The organism is Afipia sp. GAS231 (genome assembly GCF_900103365.1).
Classification (GTDB): domain Bacteria; phylum Pseudomonadota; class Alphaproteobacteria; order Rhizobiales; family Xanthobacteraceae; genus Bradyrhizobium.
Genome location: NZ_LT629703.1, coordinates 4,728,724 through 4,745,872 on the forward strand (window position 1 = coordinate 4,728,724; position 17,149 = coordinate 4,745,872).

General features: G+C 63.0%; 17 protein-coding genes and 1 tRNA gene. 11 read left to right on the forward strand and 7 right to left on the reverse strand.

Annotation, left to right across the window (positions count from 1 at the left end):
• The first annotated feature begins 63 nt into the window (after nt 1–63).
• Complete coding sequence (locus BLS26_RS22310; protein ID WP_244541656.1) at nt 64–1,101, forward strand: adenosine deaminase; 1,038 nt, start codon at nt 64–66, stop codon at nt 1,099–1,101.
• Between the two features lie 30 nt (nt 1,102–1,131).
• Here the strand turns inward: BLS26_RS22310 and BLS26_RS22315 are convergent, their stop codons facing one another.
• Entirely contained in the window at nt 1,132–2,082 is a 951-nt protein-coding gene (locus tag BLS26_RS22315; protein ID WP_172804665.1) for a LysR family transcriptional regulator, read from the reverse strand.
• 195 nt (nt 2,083–2,277) lie between these two features.
• On the opposite strand from BLS26_RS22315, the gene BLS26_RS22320 reads away from it, so the two are divergent.
• The gene (locus BLS26_RS22320) at nt 2,278–3,564 is read left to right on the forward strand and encodes an MFS transporter (RefSeq protein ID WP_197681269.1); all 1,287 of its coding nucleotides are present in this window, start codon (nt 2,278–2,280) and stop codon (nt 3,562–3,564) included.
• A 144-nt stretch (nt 3,565–3,708) separates the two neighbouring features.
• Here BLS26_RS22320 and BLS26_RS22325 read toward each other — a convergent pair whose 3' ends face one another.
• Complete coding sequence (locus tag BLS26_RS22325; RefSeq protein WP_157676548.1) at nt 3,709–4,461, reverse strand: SDR family NAD(P)-dependent oxidoreductase; 753 nt, start codon at nt 4,459–4,461, stop codon at nt 3,709–3,711.
• Between the two features lie 337 nt (nt 4,462–4,798).
• On the opposite strand from BLS26_RS22325, the gene BLS26_RS22330 reads away from it, so the two are divergent.
• Nucleotides 4,799–6,940 carry a hypothetical protein gene (locus tag BLS26_RS22330; RefSeq protein ID WP_092514686.1) on the forward strand — a complete coding sequence of 714 codons (2,142 nt, stop codon included), beginning with the start codon at nt 4,799–4,801 and terminating at the stop codon, nt 6,938–6,940.
• A 388-nt stretch (nt 6,941–7,328) separates the two neighbouring features.
• Nucleotides 7,329–8,327, forward strand: coding sequence for a polysaccharide deacetylase (locus BLS26_RS22335; RefSeq protein ID WP_092514687.1), 999 nt, complete (start codon nt 7,329–7,331; stop codon nt 8,325–8,327).
• An 84-nt stretch (nt 8,328–8,411) separates the two neighbouring features.
• On the opposite strand, the gene BLS26_RS22340 is transcribed toward BLS26_RS22335, so the two are convergent.
• Nucleotides 8,412–8,496 (reverse strand) — tRNA-Leu (locus tag BLS26_RS22340).
• A gap of 146 nt (nt 8,497–8,642) precedes the next feature.
• Here BLS26_RS22340 and BLS26_RS22345 point away from each other — a divergent pair.
• Nucleotides 8,643–9,182, forward strand: a complete 540-nt coding sequence (locus BLS26_RS22345) for a disulfide bond formation protein B (RefSeq protein ID WP_092514688.1) — start codon at nt 8,643–8,645, stop codon at nt 9,180–9,182.
• 417 nt (nt 9,183–9,599) lie between these two features.
• On the opposite strand, the gene BLS26_RS22350 is transcribed toward BLS26_RS22345, so the two are convergent.
• From BLS26_RS22350 to BLS26_RS22360, 3 genes are all read right to left on the reverse strand, one after another.
• A complete protein-coding gene (locus BLS26_RS22350; protein WP_092509475.1) occupies nt 9,600–10,562 on the reverse strand; it encodes an IS110 family transposase in 963 nt (320 codons plus the stop codon).
• 697 nt (nt 10,563–11,259) lie between these two features.
• Entirely contained in the window at nt 11,260–12,345 is a 1,086-nt protein-coding gene (locus tag BLS26_RS22355) for an AbrB family transcriptional regulator (protein ID WP_092514690.1), read from the reverse strand.
• 128 nt (nt 12,346–12,473) lie between these two features.
• A complete protein-coding gene (locus BLS26_RS22360) occupies nt 12,474–12,752 on the reverse strand; it encodes a PsiF family protein (RefSeq protein WP_092514692.1) in 279 nt (92 codons plus the stop codon).
• 188 nt (nt 12,753–12,940) lie between these two features.
• Between BLS26_RS22360 and BLS26_RS22365 the strand changes: the two genes are divergently transcribed.
• On the forward strand, nt 12,941–13,426 hold the full coding sequence (locus BLS26_RS22365; RefSeq protein ID WP_092514693.1) for a hypothetical protein: 486 nt from the start codon (nt 12,941–12,943) through the stop codon (nt 13,424–13,426).
• 47 nt (nt 13,427–13,473) lie between these two features.
• Here the strand turns inward: BLS26_RS22365 and BLS26_RS22370 are convergent, their stop codons facing one another.
• Nucleotides 13,474–14,055 carry a TetR/AcrR family transcriptional regulator gene (locus tag BLS26_RS22370; protein ID WP_092514694.1) on the reverse strand — a complete coding sequence of 194 codons (582 nt, stop codon included), beginning with the start codon at nt 14,053–14,055 and terminating at the stop codon, nt 13,474–13,476.
• A 106-nt stretch (nt 14,056–14,161) separates the two neighbouring features.
• Between BLS26_RS22370 and BLS26_RS22375 the strand changes: the two genes are divergently transcribed.
• The 5 genes from BLS26_RS22375 (at nt 14,162) to BLS26_RS22395 (ending at nt 17,115) form a co-directional block, all read left to right on the forward strand.
• The gene (locus BLS26_RS22375) at nt 14,162–14,593 is read left to right on the forward strand and encodes a thioesterase family protein (protein WP_092514695.1); all 432 of its coding nucleotides are present in this window, start codon (nt 14,162–14,164) and stop codon (nt 14,591–14,593) included.
• Between the two features lie 5 nt (nt 14,594–14,598).
• Nucleotides 14,599–15,078, forward strand: coding sequence for a PaaI family thioesterase (locus BLS26_RS22380; protein WP_092518392.1), 480 nt, complete (start codon nt 14,599–14,601; stop codon nt 15,076–15,078).
• Between the two features lie 60 nt (nt 15,079–15,138).
• Nucleotides 15,139–15,525: a CidA/LrgA family protein gene (locus BLS26_RS22385; protein WP_092514696.1), complete on the forward strand. Its 387-nt coding sequence runs from the start codon at nt 15,139–15,141 to the stop codon at nt 15,523–15,525.
• On the forward strand, nt 15,522–16,244 hold the full coding sequence (locus BLS26_RS22390; protein ID WP_092514697.1) for an LrgB family protein: 723 nt from the start codon (nt 15,522–15,524) through the stop codon (nt 16,242–16,244). Before BLS26_RS22385 ends, BLS26_RS22390 begins: the two co-directional genes overlap by 4 nt.
• Nucleotides 16,245–16,335: 91 nt before the next feature.
• Nucleotides 16,336–17,115: a sulfite exporter TauE/SafE family protein gene (locus tag BLS26_RS22395; protein ID WP_092518393.1), complete on the forward strand. Its 780-nt coding sequence runs from the start codon at nt 16,336–16,338 to the stop codon at nt 17,113–17,115.
• Nucleotides 17,116–17,149: the final 34 nt, after the last annotated feature.

A 17,149-nucleotide genomic window follows, 5' to 3' on the forward strand; every position in this document is an offset into this window, starting at 1 on the left:
TGAAAATTATGATTCGCCGGCATGATATATGCAAGCTCGCTGTTTCGCCCCCCGGAGCGGCCCATGCCGGCAACACGCGGTGAAATGCCCATGATTGAAACCCTGATCACGTGTTTACCCAAATGCGAACTGCACATTCACATCGAGGGCAGCCTCGAGCCGGAACTGATGTTTGCGTTGGCGCACCGCAACGGCATTTCGCTGCCCTATGAATCGGTCGAGGCGTTGCGCCGGGCCTATCAATTTTCGAACCTGCAGGATTTCCTCGACATCTACTATCAGGGCATGTCCGTCCTGATCACGGAACAGGATTTCTACGATCTGGCGTGGGCCTACCTGGAGCGGGCGCGCGCCGACAACCTCGTGCACGTCGAAATGTTTTTCGATCCGCAGGGCCATACCTCCAGGGGCGTTGCGTTCGCCACCGTGATCAACGGCCTGCATCGCGCCATCGTCGATGCCGAAAAAACGCTGGGCATCCGTGCCAGCCTGATCATGTGCTTCCTGCGCCACCTCGACGAGGCCGATGCCGAGAAGACGCTGGATGCCGCGCTGGCGTTCAGGGACCGCATCGTCGGCGTCGGCCTCGATTCATCGGAAGCCGGGCATCCGCCGAGCAAGTTCAAGCGCGTCTTCAACCGCGCCCGCGATGCCGGCTTCTTCCTCTCGGCCCACGCCGGCGAGGAAGGCCCGCCGAGCTACATCTGGGAAGCGCTCGACGTGCTCGGCGTCGGGCGCATCGACCACGGTATCCGCTCGATGGAAGACCAGGTGCTGGTCGGCAGGCTGGCGCGGGACAAGACCGCGCTGACCGTGTGCCCGCTGTCAAACCTGCGGCTAAAGGTGGTTGATGACCTCGCCAACCATCCGCTGCGGCGAATGCTGGACAAGGGACTGGTGGTGACCGTCAACTCCGACGATCCCGCTTATTTCGGCGGCTACGTGAACCAGAATTTTCGCGCGGTGTCGGAGGCATTGGGGCTCGGTCGCGACGAGATCGTCGCGCTGGTTCGCAACGGGATTGAGGCGTCGCTGATGACGGCTGACGAGAAGAGCAAGGCATTTGCGGAGATCGATCGGGTCATCGCCGCGATCGGATGAGGCACCGCAACGCATTGCCGATTGCGTGGTTCATTTGACGGGAGTCGAAAAAGGACTGGCCGGCTGCTCGGCGCGGATGAAATTGGCCAGCGCGCGCGCCGCCGGCGCCAGTGATCCTCTGGCCGGAACGACAACGGCGGTCTCCAGCGAGATCTTGAGGTCCAGTGGCCGGAACACCAGGGCTTTGTCTGGACGCAGTTCAAGCGGGAACGGATTTAGAACGGCAATTCCAAGACCTGCCCGCACCATTTCGGCCAGAAACACCGAGGTCGTTGCTTCTGCGACGATCAGCGGCTCGGCGCGCTGCGCCGCAAATGCGGCGTCGAGTTTGGTGCGAAGCGAAAAGCGCCGGCTGAGGGCAAGGATGCGTTCGCCGACGAGATCGCCGATCGCCAGTTCCGGCCGGCTCGCCAGACGATGGCGTTTCGGCAACAACGCATGCGGCCGCGCCCGCCGGAAGACCTCCAGCCGGACGCCGTCATGGGATGGCGTCTGGTCGACAAGTCCGAGGTCGGCGCTGCCTTCCGCCACCGCCGCGAGGCAGTCGGTTGATTTGCCGATCTCGACCTGAACCCTCACCCTTGGCTCGCTCGCGATGAAGCGGGCGAGTATCGGCGCCAGAAACAGGTTTGCCAGCGTTGGCGGAGTTGCGAAGCGGATCGTGGTCACGGCATCGATGCCGGCCCGCGGCGCGGCAAGCTGGTCGAGCAGATCAAAGATCACCGCCGCGCGCGCCTCGAACGCGAGCGCTTCCGCGGTCGGCGCCAGGCGGCCGTTTCTTCGCATGAACAGCGGCTGACCCAGCCGTGCTTCGAGGCTTGCGATCGCGCGCGAAACGGAAGGTTGCGAGGTGCCGAGATCGCGCGCTGCCTGCGTGGTTTTTCCAGTCGCGACCATGGCGCGCAGGGCCTCGATCTCGCGCAGCGAGGGACGAACGCTGATGCCTTCCGCGGCGCCGGATGCCATCTTTTGACTATTCATTTTTCGCATAGATTTTCCTAATTTAAATAAATAATTGCATAACAGGAACTTACGTGCAAGTTCTTTGCGGCGCCGCTGGCGCGCGCGGACACGTGATGGCTTTGACGAGAGTCGAACTGTCGGATGAATCCGGCCCTCGTCATGTCTCCGTTGATTCTGACGTCTCAAGAAACTCAAACAACATCGGGGGTAGGGGTGAGCGCAATTGCGGAAATAACGACGGCGAATCCACGCCAATCGGTCGGCCGCGCAGTTGTTGCCGCAACGGTCGGCAACATGCTCGAATGGTACGATTTCACGATCTATGCCGCGTTCGCGGTGCCGATCTCGAAGACGTTCTTTCCGGCCGACAACGAAGTCGTCTCCTTGATGCTGGGCCTGGTAACATTCGGGCTGGGCTTTGTCGCGCGGCCCTTCGGCGCGGCCTTTCTCGGCGGCTATGCCGACAGGCGCGGGCGGCGCGATGCGCTCAGCCTGACGATCATGCTGATGGCGCTTGGCACCGGCATCATCGCGCTCTGCCCTGGCTACAACAGCATCGGAATCGCGGCACCCATCGTTATTCTGCTGGCGCGCCTGATTCAGGGCTTTTCCGCCGGAGGCGAAATCGGCGGGGCGGTGTCGACGCTGGTCGAATACGCGCCGCCTGAGCGTCGCGGTCTATATGCTTCGTTCCAGCAATTGTCGCAGGGCGGATCGACATTGCTGTCAGGCCTGGTCGCGACCACCATCGCGCTGCTGTTGCCGGCCGATGCGATCCTTGATTGGGGCTGGCGCCTCGCATTTGTGGTCGGCCTGCTGATCGCACCCGTTGGACTGTATATTCGCCGCGAGCTCGAGGATGCTCCGCTGTTCAAGGCGTCCCAGCACGCAAAGGAGCTGCCGATCCTCGTCGTGTTGCGAGACCATTGGCGCGCGGTTCTGACGGGCATGCTGGTCGTCATGCTGTGGACGGTTGCCCAATACATCACCAATTACTTCCCGACATTTGCGGTGCGGGAGCTGAAAGTCTCGCTCTCCCAATCCTATCTTGGGCCGCTGGTGGTCGGCACCGTGCTTCTGTTCTGCCCGGTGGTGGGTATTCTGGCGGACCGGTTCCAGCGCAAGCGCGTCATGATCGTGGGCGCGCTCGGCCTTGTGGTCGTGGCTTATCCCGCATTCTCGTATTTGATTGCAGCGCCATCCACGCAACATCTGATCGCCACGCAGATCGCTGTTGCCGTCTGCATGTTGATCTACACGGCGCCGGCATCCGCGGTACTGGCGGAGCTGTTTCCGACGGCGGTTCGGGCGACCGGAATTTCCCTGACCTACAGCCTTGGTGTGGCGATCTTCGGCGGATTTACGCCGGCGATCATTACCGCGCTGATCGGCTCGACGGGGCAGCCGATCTCGGTGGCGTTCTACCTGATGGGAGCGGCCACCATCAGCCTGATAACGGTGCTGATGCTGAAGGATCACACCGGCGAGGTGCTGTCGTGAGCACGCTATCGCGTCCGCTTTCTGCAGCAGGATATCGGCGGTCCTTTCTTCAGATCGTTGCCGAGAACACTTCGACGGTTGCTGGGAGGATCTCCGATGCAGGCCGTGCCGCGCGGGATCTGCTATCCGGCCAAGCCCGTCCTCTCAATGAAATATCCGCCCCGCGTCGATGACGACCGTCTGGCCGGTCATGGTCTCGGTGCGGCACATGGTGACCACCATGTCGGCGCAGTCGTCCTTGTCGGCGGGCTTCTTCAGCAGTGAACTCGACGCGGAGCGCTCGACCTGCTCGGGCTTGAGATTGGCGGTCGCGCGCGTGCCGTCCAGGAGGCCCGGCGCCACGCAGTTGACCAGCGTCTCGGGCGCCAGTGCCACCGCCATGCAGCGCGTCAGGTGAATCAGCCCCGCCTTCGACACCGCATAGGCGATGGAAGAGCCGGTCGGGCTCAGCCCTGCGACGGACGCGATGTTGACGATGCGGCCTTGGCCCTGGGCCTTCATGACGGGAGCCACCGCCTTGGTCAGGCGCATCGGCCCCGTCAGGTTGGTGGCCATGATCCTGTCCCATACTTCCATCGAGAGACTGTCAAGATCGCCGAACGGGATCGAGAGGTTGTAAGCGGCATCATTGATCAGGATGTCGACGCGGCCGAACGCCTGGGTTACCTCGCCGATCAGCCGATGGACGGCCGCGTCGTCTGTGATGTCACAGGCGAAAGCGTGCGCGTTGACCTGATATTGCGATTTCAGTTCGCTGGCGACGCCTTCCGCCTGCTCGCGGCTCTTCGCATACATGACGGCGATATGTACGCCCTCCTTTGCGAGCGCGTGGCAGATGCGCTGCCCCAGCCCGCCATTGCCGCCTGTCACCAGTGCAACCGTACCCTTCAATTCCATCGCTTCCATCCCGTTATTGAAATGCGCTTGCCCTTATAGAGGACAAGTCGAGTTATATTTTCATTGGAGCACGGAAATCGCGAAGGCGATAGCGCGCAAGATAGGTAGAGCGAAGCGAAACCCATCGCTCCTGGCTATGTCAGAAAGCAAGCTTGGTCACCACCTCAAGGCCGGGCGCCCCGCCGATACCAAACGGGCGGGTGTTACCCGCTTGCAAGCATTGTCCTGACGCCGGCGGCGGTTCCCGCGATCCCGACATCCGAGCGTCGTATCGCGGTTACATCGATGTGATTGCCTCTCAATCGCATCACGCCCCGCCGAACGCAGGATCTTTGTCATGACAAAAATCGATCACATTTCTACCCTGGCCGTCGCGCCCGCTGGCAGCAAGTCGCCGGATTCCATCACGTTGGCGAATGGCGACATCTGGGTTGCCTACACCAACGGCGCCGATTCCACCGGCCTGTCGGGTTCCAGCACGATCGTCGAATATGATCGCTCCGGCCATATCGATCACAGCTATCAAATCAACGGTTACGTCGACGGTCTGAAGTTCGATCCGTATACCGGCGACATCTGGGCGCTGCAGAACCAGGACGGCAATTCCACCCTGAGCATCATCGATCCCGAAGACCACACGGTCAGCAAGCCGTTGTCCTATGCAGATCCCTCCTCGACGCGAGGCTACGACGACGTCGTGTTCACCCACGGCAAGGAGTTTTTGAGCTTCACCAATCCGGTCAATCCCGGCGATCCGACGCTGGTGCAGTTGACCAACGGCAACGATCCGGATGGTCCGCTCAAGACCCAGGCGATCCTGAAGTTCGGCGATCAAGGCATTAATCTCGAAACCGGCAAGACCGAGATCATCCCGCAGAATGATCCCGACTCGCTCAAGCTCGCGCCGAACGGCGACCTGCTGTTTGCCAGCGGCAGCGACCAGGTCATCATCGATGTGCAAAACCCCGGCACCTCGCACCAATCGGTCGCCTTCACCCAGGTGCAAGGCGTGCCACCCGGCGCCGGGCTCGACGACGTGCTCAAGGTCGATGCCACCGCCGGAACGTTCTATCTGTCCGATACAGCCGACAACCGCGTGCTCACGTTCCACGCCACGGGTCTCAACACCAACGACTACTACGCCTCGGTCGGCGATGCCTTCGGCGAGGTCGATCCGCTGACCGGCCAGTTCACCGCGCTCGTTTCCGCCGCGAACGCGCCCGGTTTCAAGTTTGGCAGCGCCCACGGCGTCGAGTTCGTCGCCGACCACCATTCCGAAGCGGCCGAAGTCGATCACATCTCTACCCTGGCGGTCGCGCCCGCCGGCAGCAAGTCGCCGGATTCCATCACGCTGGCGAACGGCGACATCTGGGTTGCCTACACCAACGGCGCCGACTCCACCGGCCTGTCGGGTCACAGCACGATCGTCGAATATGATCGCAACGGGCATATCGATCACAGCTATCAGATCGGCGGTTACGTCGACGGTCTGAAGTTCGATCCGTACACCGGCGATATCTGGGCGCTGCAGAACCAGGACGGCAATTCCACCCTGAGCATCATCGATCCCGAAGACCACACGGTCAGCAAGCCGTTGTCCTATGCAGATCCCTCCTCGACGCGAGGCTATGACGACGTCGTGTTCACCCACGGCAAGGAGTTTTTGAGCTATACCAACCCGGTCAATCCCGGCGATCCGACACTGGTGCAACTGACCAACGGCAATGACCCGGATGGTTCGCTCAAGACCAAGCCAATCCTCGCCTTCGGCGACACTGGCCTCAATCTCGAAACCGGCAAGACCGAAGTCATCCCACAGAACGATCCGGACTCGCTCAAGCTCGCGCCGAATGGCGATCTGCTGTTTGCCAGCGGCAGCGACCAGGTCATCATCGATGTGCACGATGCCGGCACCTCGCACCAATCGGTCACCTTCACCCAGGTGCAAGGCCAGCCGGCTGGCGCCGGGCTCGACGACGTGCTCAAGGTCGATGCCAGCGCCGGAACGTTCTATCTGTCCGATACCGCCGACAACCGCGTGCTTGCGGTTCACGCCACCGGCCTCAACACCAACGACTACTTTGCCTCGGTCGGCAATGCGTTCGGCGTGGTCGATCCGCTGACCGGACAGTTCACCGCACTCGTTTCCGCGGCCAACGCGCCCGGTTTCAAATTCGGCAGCGCCCATGGCGCCGAGTTCGTCGCCGACCACAACCCTGGAGAAGCCGCGCACCACGGCAACGACGTTTCAGCCCTGGTGGACACCCTCAAAGACGGCTTCGTGTTTGCAAACGGCGCCGGCGGAGGCAGCTTGACCATCAACAACGACCCGCACATCGCTCCGCAAGGTGCCTCACTCGCGGATGCGCTCCTGCATCTCTCCGCGAACCTGCCCAACCCAGGACAGGGTGACGTTCATCTCGAGGCCTCGCCGGTTCATGATGCCAAGCTCGATTGGCACGATTTTCATCTGATGTAGCCGGGAAACAGGCGCGGGGACGCGGGACGTAAGATCCGCCGCATCCAAAGACGAGCGCAGCGTGGGTAGCCACGCTTCGCCCTTGCGATCTTGCGTGGCCCGCCTACGCTCTGCGAGCTACGGCGCGGTAAACTGGCCTGCCAAGCCGTAGCTGCGCAGCAGCGAAGGCTGGCGCCCCTGGCCGCGAATCGAACCGGTCTTCATGCGAAGGAGTGTGTAGATTTGGCCGTTGGCGAAGTCGTTCGATCTAACGCCGACTCGAATCATTTTCCGAGAATCAAGGAATGCGTGATAAAAAAACTCCCTTATAACCAGGATTAGCTCCGCGGCGCGCCAGCCGAGGCTTGAGGAGCGAGCCAAGGCCAAGGACGTCTTGTCAGGATGGCGAATGCGTGAGGGCGACTTTTTCAAGCCTCTTGTGGGCGCAGCGGCTCGAGAGATCGGCTTCATCGCCGGAATGGCGTTGCTGCTCGCCGCTCAGTTTCCCGCTTCGACGTTTGCGCAAGGTGGAATTGACCGGGTCACTGGCTTTGCGCGCGACCCGGTCCATGTCGCCGCCTGGCCTGCCGGCAAAAAGGTCGCGGTCAGTTTCGCACTATTTGTCGAGGAGTTCGGCTTCGGCCAAGGCCCTGTCTTCCGTCCGGACCTTGCGACCCGTAACCCGGACCTCGTCAACGAGGCTTTCCGTCAATACGCGATTGACTGGGGCATAGCGCGCGTTGGCCGATTGTTCAAGGAATTGGATGTTCCGCTCAGCATCGTGCTGAACGCCGAATTTCCCGGTGCACACGCGTCGGTGTGGAAGGAGTTGCGCGCAGCACTGCCGAATGCGCCAATCGTCGCCCACGGCATGAACAACAGCAACCACATCCTGCCGCTCGGCCGTGGGCTCGCCGAACAGAAAGCTTACGTCCGCGCGACGCTCGATCTGATCGCCGGCACGACTGGCGTTAAAGCGACCGGCTGGTCGTCTCCGAGCGTCTATGCCGATGGCGACACGATGCAGGCAATGGCGGCCGAGGGCATCACCTATAACCTCGACCAGATGGATTCCGACATCATTTCAAGCCTGAAGACGCCGGACGGGTCGTTGGTGTTGCTGCCCTATCCGGTCGTCACGGTCGACATGGGCCAGCAACTGGCACGGATGAAAACGCCCGTCGAGATCGAAGCGCTCTGGCTGGACTACGTATTGGAGCTGGCCCGGGAAGCCCGCGCCGACCCTGCGCGAGAAGCAACGACCGTCGTTATCGGAATCCATCCCTTTGTAATAGGCACGCCCGACGGGGCGGCCGCCTTGCGCCGTGTTCTCGTGCGCCTCAAGGCGGATGACGCGGTCTGGCTGACTGATACCGACGCAATCCTGAAGGCGGCCAGCCTGAAATGATGGATCTGCGGCCTTAAATGTAGTGGCGTTTGAGCTTTCAAATCGGCTCACCGCATGAATGGCACCTTTTCTCGACAAGCTGCTTGGTGCCCCTGGCCGGAATCGAACCAGCACTCCTTGCGGAACTCGATTTTGAGTCGAGCGCGTCTACCAATTCCGCCACAGGGGCATTCGGACATCGGCCCAAAGGGGCGGTGTCGCGAAGCGGGCGGAATATAGCTGCAGGTCTGCCCGGGTCAACCCGCGCGGATGTGATTGTTGGCTGCCTCGACAGTGCCGCGTCCGCGGGATAGGACCATTTTGCAGGAGATTCCCGTGACATCCTATGCCGCCGCCCATCCGTCGCAGTCGCGCCTTTCCGCCAATCCCGCGCTGTCGGCCGCGCTGGCGGTGGCGCTGATCGCAGCAGTGACCTTGGCGGGGGCCTGGTTCTTCCAGTTGGTGCTCGGCATCGTGCCCTGTCCGCTCTGTCTCGAACAGCGCTACGCCTATTACCTGGCGGTCCCGCTCGGCCTGTTGGTCGCTTTGCTCGCGGCCAAGGGTGCGCCGCGTCAGGTGCTGCTGGCGGGGCTGGCGCTGCTGGTGCTTGCCGCGCTCGCCAATGCCTGGCTCGGCACTTACCACGCCGGGGTCGAATGGAAGTTCTGGCAGGGCCCGACCGATTGTTCGGGTCCGGTGGTGGATTTCGGCAAGGCCGGCAGCCTGCTCGACCGGCTCGACACCGTGAAGGTGGTGCGTTGCGATGAGGTGCAGTGGCGTTTTCTCGGCCTCTCGCTCGCCGGCTACAACGTGCTGATCTCGCTGGCGATGGCGTCCATTGCGGCGTGGGGTTTGGTTTTAACGCGGCGGGCGTGAGCGTAGGGTGGGCAAAGGCGCGCTTGCGCCGTGCCCACCATCTATTGCTCGCGAGGTGTCATGGTGGGCACGCTAACGCTTTGCCCACCCTACGAAGTTGATTCCACTCCGGGCACAAGCACAATCTTCCGACGCCACCTGCGACAAAATGGCACGACGGGCAAATCAACAAAACCTGTCCAGCCCTTCGGATAAAAATATTTCCGTTGAGCCGTCGGGCAAATCAGATCTAGGACTCCCGCCATCCTGTCCCACCAGAGCAACTGTGCTGAAGTAAACCGGCGATCGGCCGGGCCTCAAGGCTGGTGCGGGGCGCGCCCCGCCTTCGGCGGCTTACGGCCTTGACCCCGTCCGCTCTCCGGTCTGTTGGCTTGGCATGCGCTCGGTCGATGACCGAGCGCGGTGAGGTGCGCTCGCTCAGTTCAGTGCGTAACGGCTGGGATCCCATTTCTGCCGTCGTGCGATCATGATGTTGAGGATGACGATGAGCTTGCGCATGCAGGCGACAAGCACCACTTTCGGCTTCTTTCCCTTGGCAATCAGGCGGTCGTAGAAGGCCTTGAGCACCGGGTTGTTCTGCGTGGCTGCGCCGAGGCAGGGCATGTAGATGGCGTTGCGGACCCAGCGGCGGCCACCCTTGATATGACGCTCACCGCGCCGATGGCCGCTATCGTCGTCGTACGGGGCGGCGCCTAATAACGCACCGGCGATCTTGTTGCTCACCTGCCCAAGCTCCGGCATCCCCGCAATGAGGTTGGCGGAGGTCGTTTCGGCGAGGCCCGGCACGCTCTCGATGATCTCGGCACGCTCGGCAAGGTGTGGCGAGGCCTTGATCTTGGCCGCAATTGCCGCCTCGAGCTTGGCAATTTCACTGACCAGATTCTTCAAGACGCGGGCATGCGTTTTCTGAACCAGTCCTGGTGCAGCATGCTCGTTTTGGCTTTGCAAGCGCGTCTTGAGATCACCCAGACCGATGCGCGCTTTCACCAGCGCCAGCAACTCCTCGCGTGCGGCATCGTGGGTCTGGCTCGGCGCCTCGGTAAATATCTCGGCGAACCAGGCGATCATCTCCGCGTCGATCACATCGTTCTTTGCCAGCCGGCCGGCCGATAGCGCGAAGCTGCGGACGCGTTTGGGGTCGACGATCCGCACCTCGACACCGGCCTGGCGCAGTAGCTTGGCCCAGTCACGCTCGTAACCGCCGCTCGCCTCCATCACAGCCCTGGTTGCCTTGTACTTGCGAAGCCAGGCCACCAGCTTGCGGTGGCCTTGTCCCGTGTTCGGACAGACCTGACGCAATGACAGCGAGCGAATGCACGCATCCACCTTGTCCTTTGCCACATCGATGCCCACGACAATGCGATCATCTTGTGCCATCATCCACTCCCTTCCTTGCTCGGTACGGGCTCGAAGCCCTTGCAACTGTTCGGGTTGAGGAAGACGCCGGAGCTGTCCCTCGCTCTGGTACAGGCTCTGTCGCCTTTGGGGCGTACGGGCTCAGTTCCAGCAACGGGCGGTTGGTCCGCAACCGCCCGTTCGCTCATTCTGCCAAATTTTTTGGACACAAGGGGCGTTGGCCATCGTCGCAAACGAGGGGCAGGGAGCGGTGGACGTAAGGTCGCGACTGACGAGCGTGGTCTTTACGTACGGTGAAATCGTTTGGGTCCGACGCCCCGATGCAGGCGTCAAGTTCGAAGGCAGCCAACGCTGCCCGAGAGCGATGGTGTCACAAAAAGCAGGGTCACCAGGACGATCTCGTATAAGCCGTAAAGCCATTGCGCAGGGAAGGCCGGAGGCTTCCGCCAAACCTGTATGCTCGTGCGCAAATCTTGTTGCAACTATCGCGTACGAGACCGCGGGTGCGGCGCGCACCCGGTCTTCCCTGCGCCCTCTGATATCGAGGGCAAGGATTTCTTGCAAAACTCCGGGCGCATCGCGTCGCGAGACCAAAAGCGGATGTCTTGCAACGTCATTGCGAGGAGCGAAGCGACGCGGCAATCCATTCTTTCTTACTGCGGCGCGATGGATTGCTTCGCTGCGCTCGCAATGACGTGGAGGGCTCGGAGGTGTGGCCCCCCTAATCGTCGACATCCTCCTGCGGCCGTCCGAACAGGTGGACGATGCCGGGCGTCGTAATCGAGACGAACACGAAGCGGGAGAGATGATGCGCGCCGACGAAGATCGGATCGATATGCAGGGTCAGCGCCAGCGCCAGCATGGCGTCCATCGCGCCGGGTGCGAACGCCACCACGACGTCGGCGAAGCGGACATGGGTGGTCAGTACGATGACGGTGACGAAGATCGCCGAAATCACGATCGCGACCGCGAACGAGCCGAGTCCGGCATTGACATGCTTGAGCAGGGTCGCGATTCGCATCCGCGCGAAGCGCGAGCCGATCAGGGCGCCGATGCCGACCAGCGCCACGTTGCGAATCCAGTTCGGCAGGCCGCCCTCGATCAGCGAGGTGCCGTGCAGCACGCTGGAGGCGATCATCGCGCCGAACATCCAGCTCGCCGGAAATTTTGCCAGCCGCAGCAGCAGCGCGACCCCGATCGCAGCCGCGATCAGCGCGGCGAGCTCAAGTGGCGAGGCGGTCGCGGTGCCGAACACAGGCGAGGGCTGCGCCGAGATCCCGCTGAGCGCGACCAGGAGCGGCAGCGCCGCCGTCAGGATGATCACGCGCATGGTCTGCACCACGGCGATCCCGGCGACATCGGCGCCCTTCTCGACCGCGAGAATGGTGATTTGCGACAGCGCGCCGGGGCTGCCGGCCAGCAACGCCGAGGTCGAATCCCAGCCGTGAACGCGCTTCAAATAAAGGCTAGAGCCGAAGGTCGAGCAGAAGGTCGCGAGCGCGAGGAGCCCGATGGTCAGCGGATAGGAGGAGACATGCTGGATCAGTTGCCGCGACACCAGCGAACCCAGGGATATCCCGAGCAGCACCAGCACGGTCTGGGTCAGCAGCGGCGGCACCGCGAGCGGCCGCCCGGCCAATGCTGCGATGCCCACCGTGGTCATCGCGCCCGAGATCAGCCCACCCGGCAGGCCTGCCCACAAAAACAGCAGGCCGCCCGCAGCGCCGATGGCGAGCGTTTCGAGGGTCTTGAGCAGATTGGCGCGGTCGGGAAGGGCCGATGCGACGGAGGCGAGGATCAGGTTCACGCCACCTTATGGCAAATCCGCTCGAGCGGGACAAATGCGCGAACGCGGTGCAGCAATGCGCACCGCGTCGCAATCGCAAATGTTTCTTTCCCTCCCCCTCCAGGGGAGGGTAAGACGCAAAAGCTCAGTTACTTCGCGGCAGGCTTGTCAGCCTTCGCGGCGGTGGCCTTGCATTCGGAACGGAATTTCTTGCGTTCCTTGCCCTTCAGGCCCTTGGCGTCGGCTTCCTTCGAGCATTCGAGCGAGGCGGCGGTGCGGGGCTTCTCGGCCTTCTTTTCCGCCGGCGCCTTGGTATCGGCCTTGGGCGCCTCGGTCTTGGCGGGCGCGGTGGTCTGCGCCGAGGCGGCGCCCATCAATAGCAGCGAAGCGATGGCGGTCGCGGTGGCAAAGGCGGAAATCCTGGTCATGGGGGCACCTCGGTTTGAAACAAGGCCGCAACCGTCGCGCCGCAATGCTGAACCGCAAATGAATGGATCGGGTCATAAGGCGATTTCGCCGCCACAATATTTTGAACGTCGGATCGCCCGGCGCGTTGTCGCAAATTCCCCGTGCGCTAGGATGGGAACTGCAGATGACTGTCCCAAGGAGACCAAGGATGACCATTCAAGCCAAGATATTGTGTGCGGTTGCGGTGTCGGGTTTTATTGCATTTGCGGCGACGTCCCCGGTGCAGGCCCTGACCACGCAGGAATGCAGCGCGAAATACCAGGCCGCCAAGACCGCCGGCACGCTCGCCGGCCAGAAGTGGAACGACTTCCGCAAGGCCAATTGCGGTGCGGATGCCACCGCGACACCCGCGGCTGCGCCCGCCGCCGCTCCGGCGCCTGCTCCCGCGCCGAAGGAAGCCAAGAAGGAAGCCGCACCCGCGGCAGCGCCCGCTGCGCCGTCCGGACCCGCGGTGTTTCCGAGCGCGATCGATCCGAAGTACGCCAAGGAAACCCCCGGCAAGGGTCGCATGCACACTTGCGTCGACCAGTACAACGCCAACAAGACCACCAATGGCAACGGCGGCCTGAAGTGGATCCAGAAGGGCGGCGGCTATTACAGCGAGTGCAACAGCAAGCTGAAGGGCCCGGCGTAAGTCTTACGCAATCAGGCGCGGCCGGATCAATCGTCCGGCCGCGTTTATCATTCTCCATCGATCAGCTTCTCGGCGGACTTCGCCACGAGTTGCGCGCGCTTGCGCGGGCCCCGCTCGAGAAACAGCAGGCTCTGGCCGAAGATGAAGCAGTAGAACAGGAACGCCTGCGCGTCGGCTTCCTCGGCCGGCAGGCCGGTGGCACGGTAGAGCTGCCCGACATTCTTCAGACGCGCGGCGTCGACACCGGCGACGGCGGCGGCCGCCAATTCGTCGGACCGGGCCCATTGTCGGATCGCGAGCTCGATCCCCATGCCTTCGGTATTCATCCGCTCGGAATAGAGCGCGATCAGCGCCTTCAGTCGTTCGCGTGCGCTCGTGCCATCGAGGCTGGTTTGTTTCTCGATCGCGGCAATGCGACCGTCGCGCCAGTCAGCCAGCATGGCCTCGAGCAGCGCCGCGCGGTCGCGGAAGCGGCGGTAGAAGCCGCCTTTGGTGACGCCGAGGTTTTTCGCCAGCACTTCCACCCGCACGCCGTCGACGCCGGAGCGGGCGATTTCGGCAAAACCGGCCTCGATCCAGCTCTCTTTTCCAATGCCCTCCGTTCCGATGTCGCCCTTGCCGCCGGCCATGTGCTCTCACCGATTCTTGATACGGTACCGTATTGCTAACCCGTTACGGTCTTGATACGCTACCGTATCAGACTGAAAAGATAGCGAAAAATAGCGGGAGCGAACGATGGCGACGGACGCGACCTATCGCGGCACGGTCTATCCCTGGCAATGCGACCATGTCGGGCACATGAACATCATGTGGTATGTCGGCAAATTCGACGAGGCCAACTGGAACCTGTTCGCGCGGCTCGGCCTGATGCCGTCCTACTTGCGCGAATCCGGCCGCGGCATGGCGGCCGTCCAGCAGAACATCGCCTACAAGCGCGAACTGCTGGCCGGCGACATCGTCGAGGTGACGAGCCGATTGCTGGAGATCCGCGAAAAATCGATCCGCTTCCGGCACGAGATGCGCAACGCCGAGACCGGCGAGGTCGCCGCGACCTGCGAAATCACCGCCGTCCACATGGACCGGCAGGCACGTAAATCGGCGCCGTTCGCGCCCGCGATTCGCAACGTCGCGCTTGATCATCTCGATCCCGAACCGGCGATGGCGTGAAGCGCATGTCGTCGTTCCAGCCGAAGAATCCGAACTATCGCGCGATTGCGACCGACACCTTCGAGCGCCAGCGCGCGATGCGCACGCTCGGCATCTCGATCGCGCGGATGGAGCCGGGCGAAATTGAACTGGCGATGGGCTACGCGCCCGAATTCACCCAGCAGAACGGCTTCGTGCATGCCGGGATCATCACCGCGGGGCTCGACAACGCCTGCGGCATCGCCGCCTTCACGCTGATGCCCGCCGGCTCCGATATCCTGACCGTGGAATTCAAGACCAACCTGCTGGCGCCGGCGCGCGGCGAACACTTCGTGTTCCGCGCTGCCGTGGTGAAACCCGGCCGCACGCTGACGATCTGCGAGGGCCGCGCCTATGCGATCCATGACGGCGTCGAAACCCTGATCGCGACCATGACCGGTACGCTGATGGCGCTGCCGCGCCGCGAAGCGTCACCTACAGCGGAGAGGACGCAGGTCCCGGCCTAATATTGACAACCGTCCGCTGCGGCGACCTGATGCGGTCGTTGCCCCAACGCGGACGGTCGCATGATTGCCAGCCTCAGCCTGATCCTGCTCTGCCAGTTAGCCGGTGAAGTCATGGTCCGCGGCCTCGGCTTGCCAATGCCGGGCCCGGTGGTCGGGCTGATCATTCTGCTATCGTTGCTGCTGGCGCGAGACCGTTTCGCGGTGCTCGCGCGCGGACCGCTGCAGGGCGACGGCGTCGAAGGCGCCAGCCGGGGCTTGCTGGCACACCTGTCGCTGCTGTTCATCCCGGCCGGCGTCGGCGTGGTGCAGAAACTCGATCTGCTGGCCGAGCACGGCGTCGCTATCCTCGTCGTCCTCGCGGTGTCCGTCGTCATCACCCTGCTGGTCACGGTCGCGACCTTCCTCGCCGCCAGCCGAATGATGACGCGCGGAGGGGAAAAGCCATGAGCGAAAATCCGTTCTCGCTGTGGGTCTACCTGTCGCAGTCGCCGCTGCTGTGGCTGACGGTGACGCTCTTGACCTACGCGACCGTGGACGCGGTCTCGCTGAAAACCAACCGGCATGCGCTCGCCAATCCGGTGCTGCATTCGATCTGGATCATCGGCGTGTTCCTGCTGGCCACCGGCACCTCCTACACCACCTATTTCGGCGGCGCGCAGTTCGTGCATTTCCTGCTCGGGCCGGCCACCGTGGCGCTGGCGGTGCCGCTCTATGAAAATCGCAAGGTGGTGGCGGCGGCTATCCTGCCGATGCTGGTGGCGCTGCTGATCGGCTCCATCACCGCAATCGTCTCGGTGGTGGTGCTGGCGCAGGTGGCCGGCCTGCCGCGCGGCATCATCCTGTCGCTGGCGTCGAAATCCGTCACCGCGGGGGTTGCGATGGGAATCAGCGAATCGCTTCATGCCGATCCGTCGCTGACCGCGGTCTCGGTGGTCCTGACCGGTATCATGGGCGCGATCATCGTCACCCCCTTGATGAACCGGACCGGCATCACGGACTTCCGTGCCCGCGGCTTCGCGGTCGGCCTTGCCGCCCATGGCATCGGGACTGCTCAGGCGTTTCAGGTCGATGCGGTGGCCGGCGTGTTCGCCGGCATCGCCATGAGCCTGAATGCACTGGTGACGTCGCTGCTGGTGCCGCTCGCCGTGACATTATTGGTGCGCTAAGCGCTGTTGCAGTGCAGCTTTGTGCTACGGGCCTAGTGATCTATGGAAATTCCTCCTATGGTCCCGCCGTACACGTGAGTCTCTCGTCTTGATCATCTCCACAACGCAAAGCCTGCTGGGACTGGCATCGGGCATGCTGGTCGGGTTCTCGCTCGGCCTGGTCGGCGGCGGCGGTTCGATTCTCGCGGTGCCGCTGATGGTCTATGTCGTCGGCGTGCCCGAACCCCATGTCGCGATCGGCACCAGCGCCATTGCGGTTGCCGCCAACGCCGCGATCAATCTTTCCAACCACGCGCGCGGCGGCACGGTGATCTGGTCCTGCGCGCTGGTGTTCGCCGCGGCCGGCATCGTCGGCGCCTTCGGGGGCTCGATCCTCGGCAAGATGGTCGAAGGCCAGAAGCTGCTGGCGCTGTTCGCCCTGATCATGCTGGTCATCGCCATGCTGATGCTGAAGACGCGGTCGCGGATCGGGCTGCCCGACGTCAAGATTTCGATGTCCAACATGCCGGCCATCACAGGCCTTGGCCTGGCGACCGGCACGCTGTCCGGATTCTTCGGCATCGGCGGCGGCTTCCTGATCGTGCCGGCCCTGATGCTGGCGACGGGAATGCCGATCATGAATGCGGTCAGTTCCTCGCTGGTCGCCGTCACCGCGTTCGGCATGACCACGGCCGCGAGCTATGCCTGGTCCGGCCTGGTGTCGTGGGCGCTGGCGGGATTGTTCGTGGCGGGCGGCATCCTGGGGGGCCTGGCCGGCACGCGTTCGGCGCGGCACCTCGCCGAGCGGCGCGGCGCGCTCAACATTGTGTTCGCGGTGGTCATTATTGCGGTGGCGCTCTATATGCTGGTGCGTAACATAACCGCGTTGTGACCGTATAATTGGGCAGGCCAGCCCCCGCGAGACC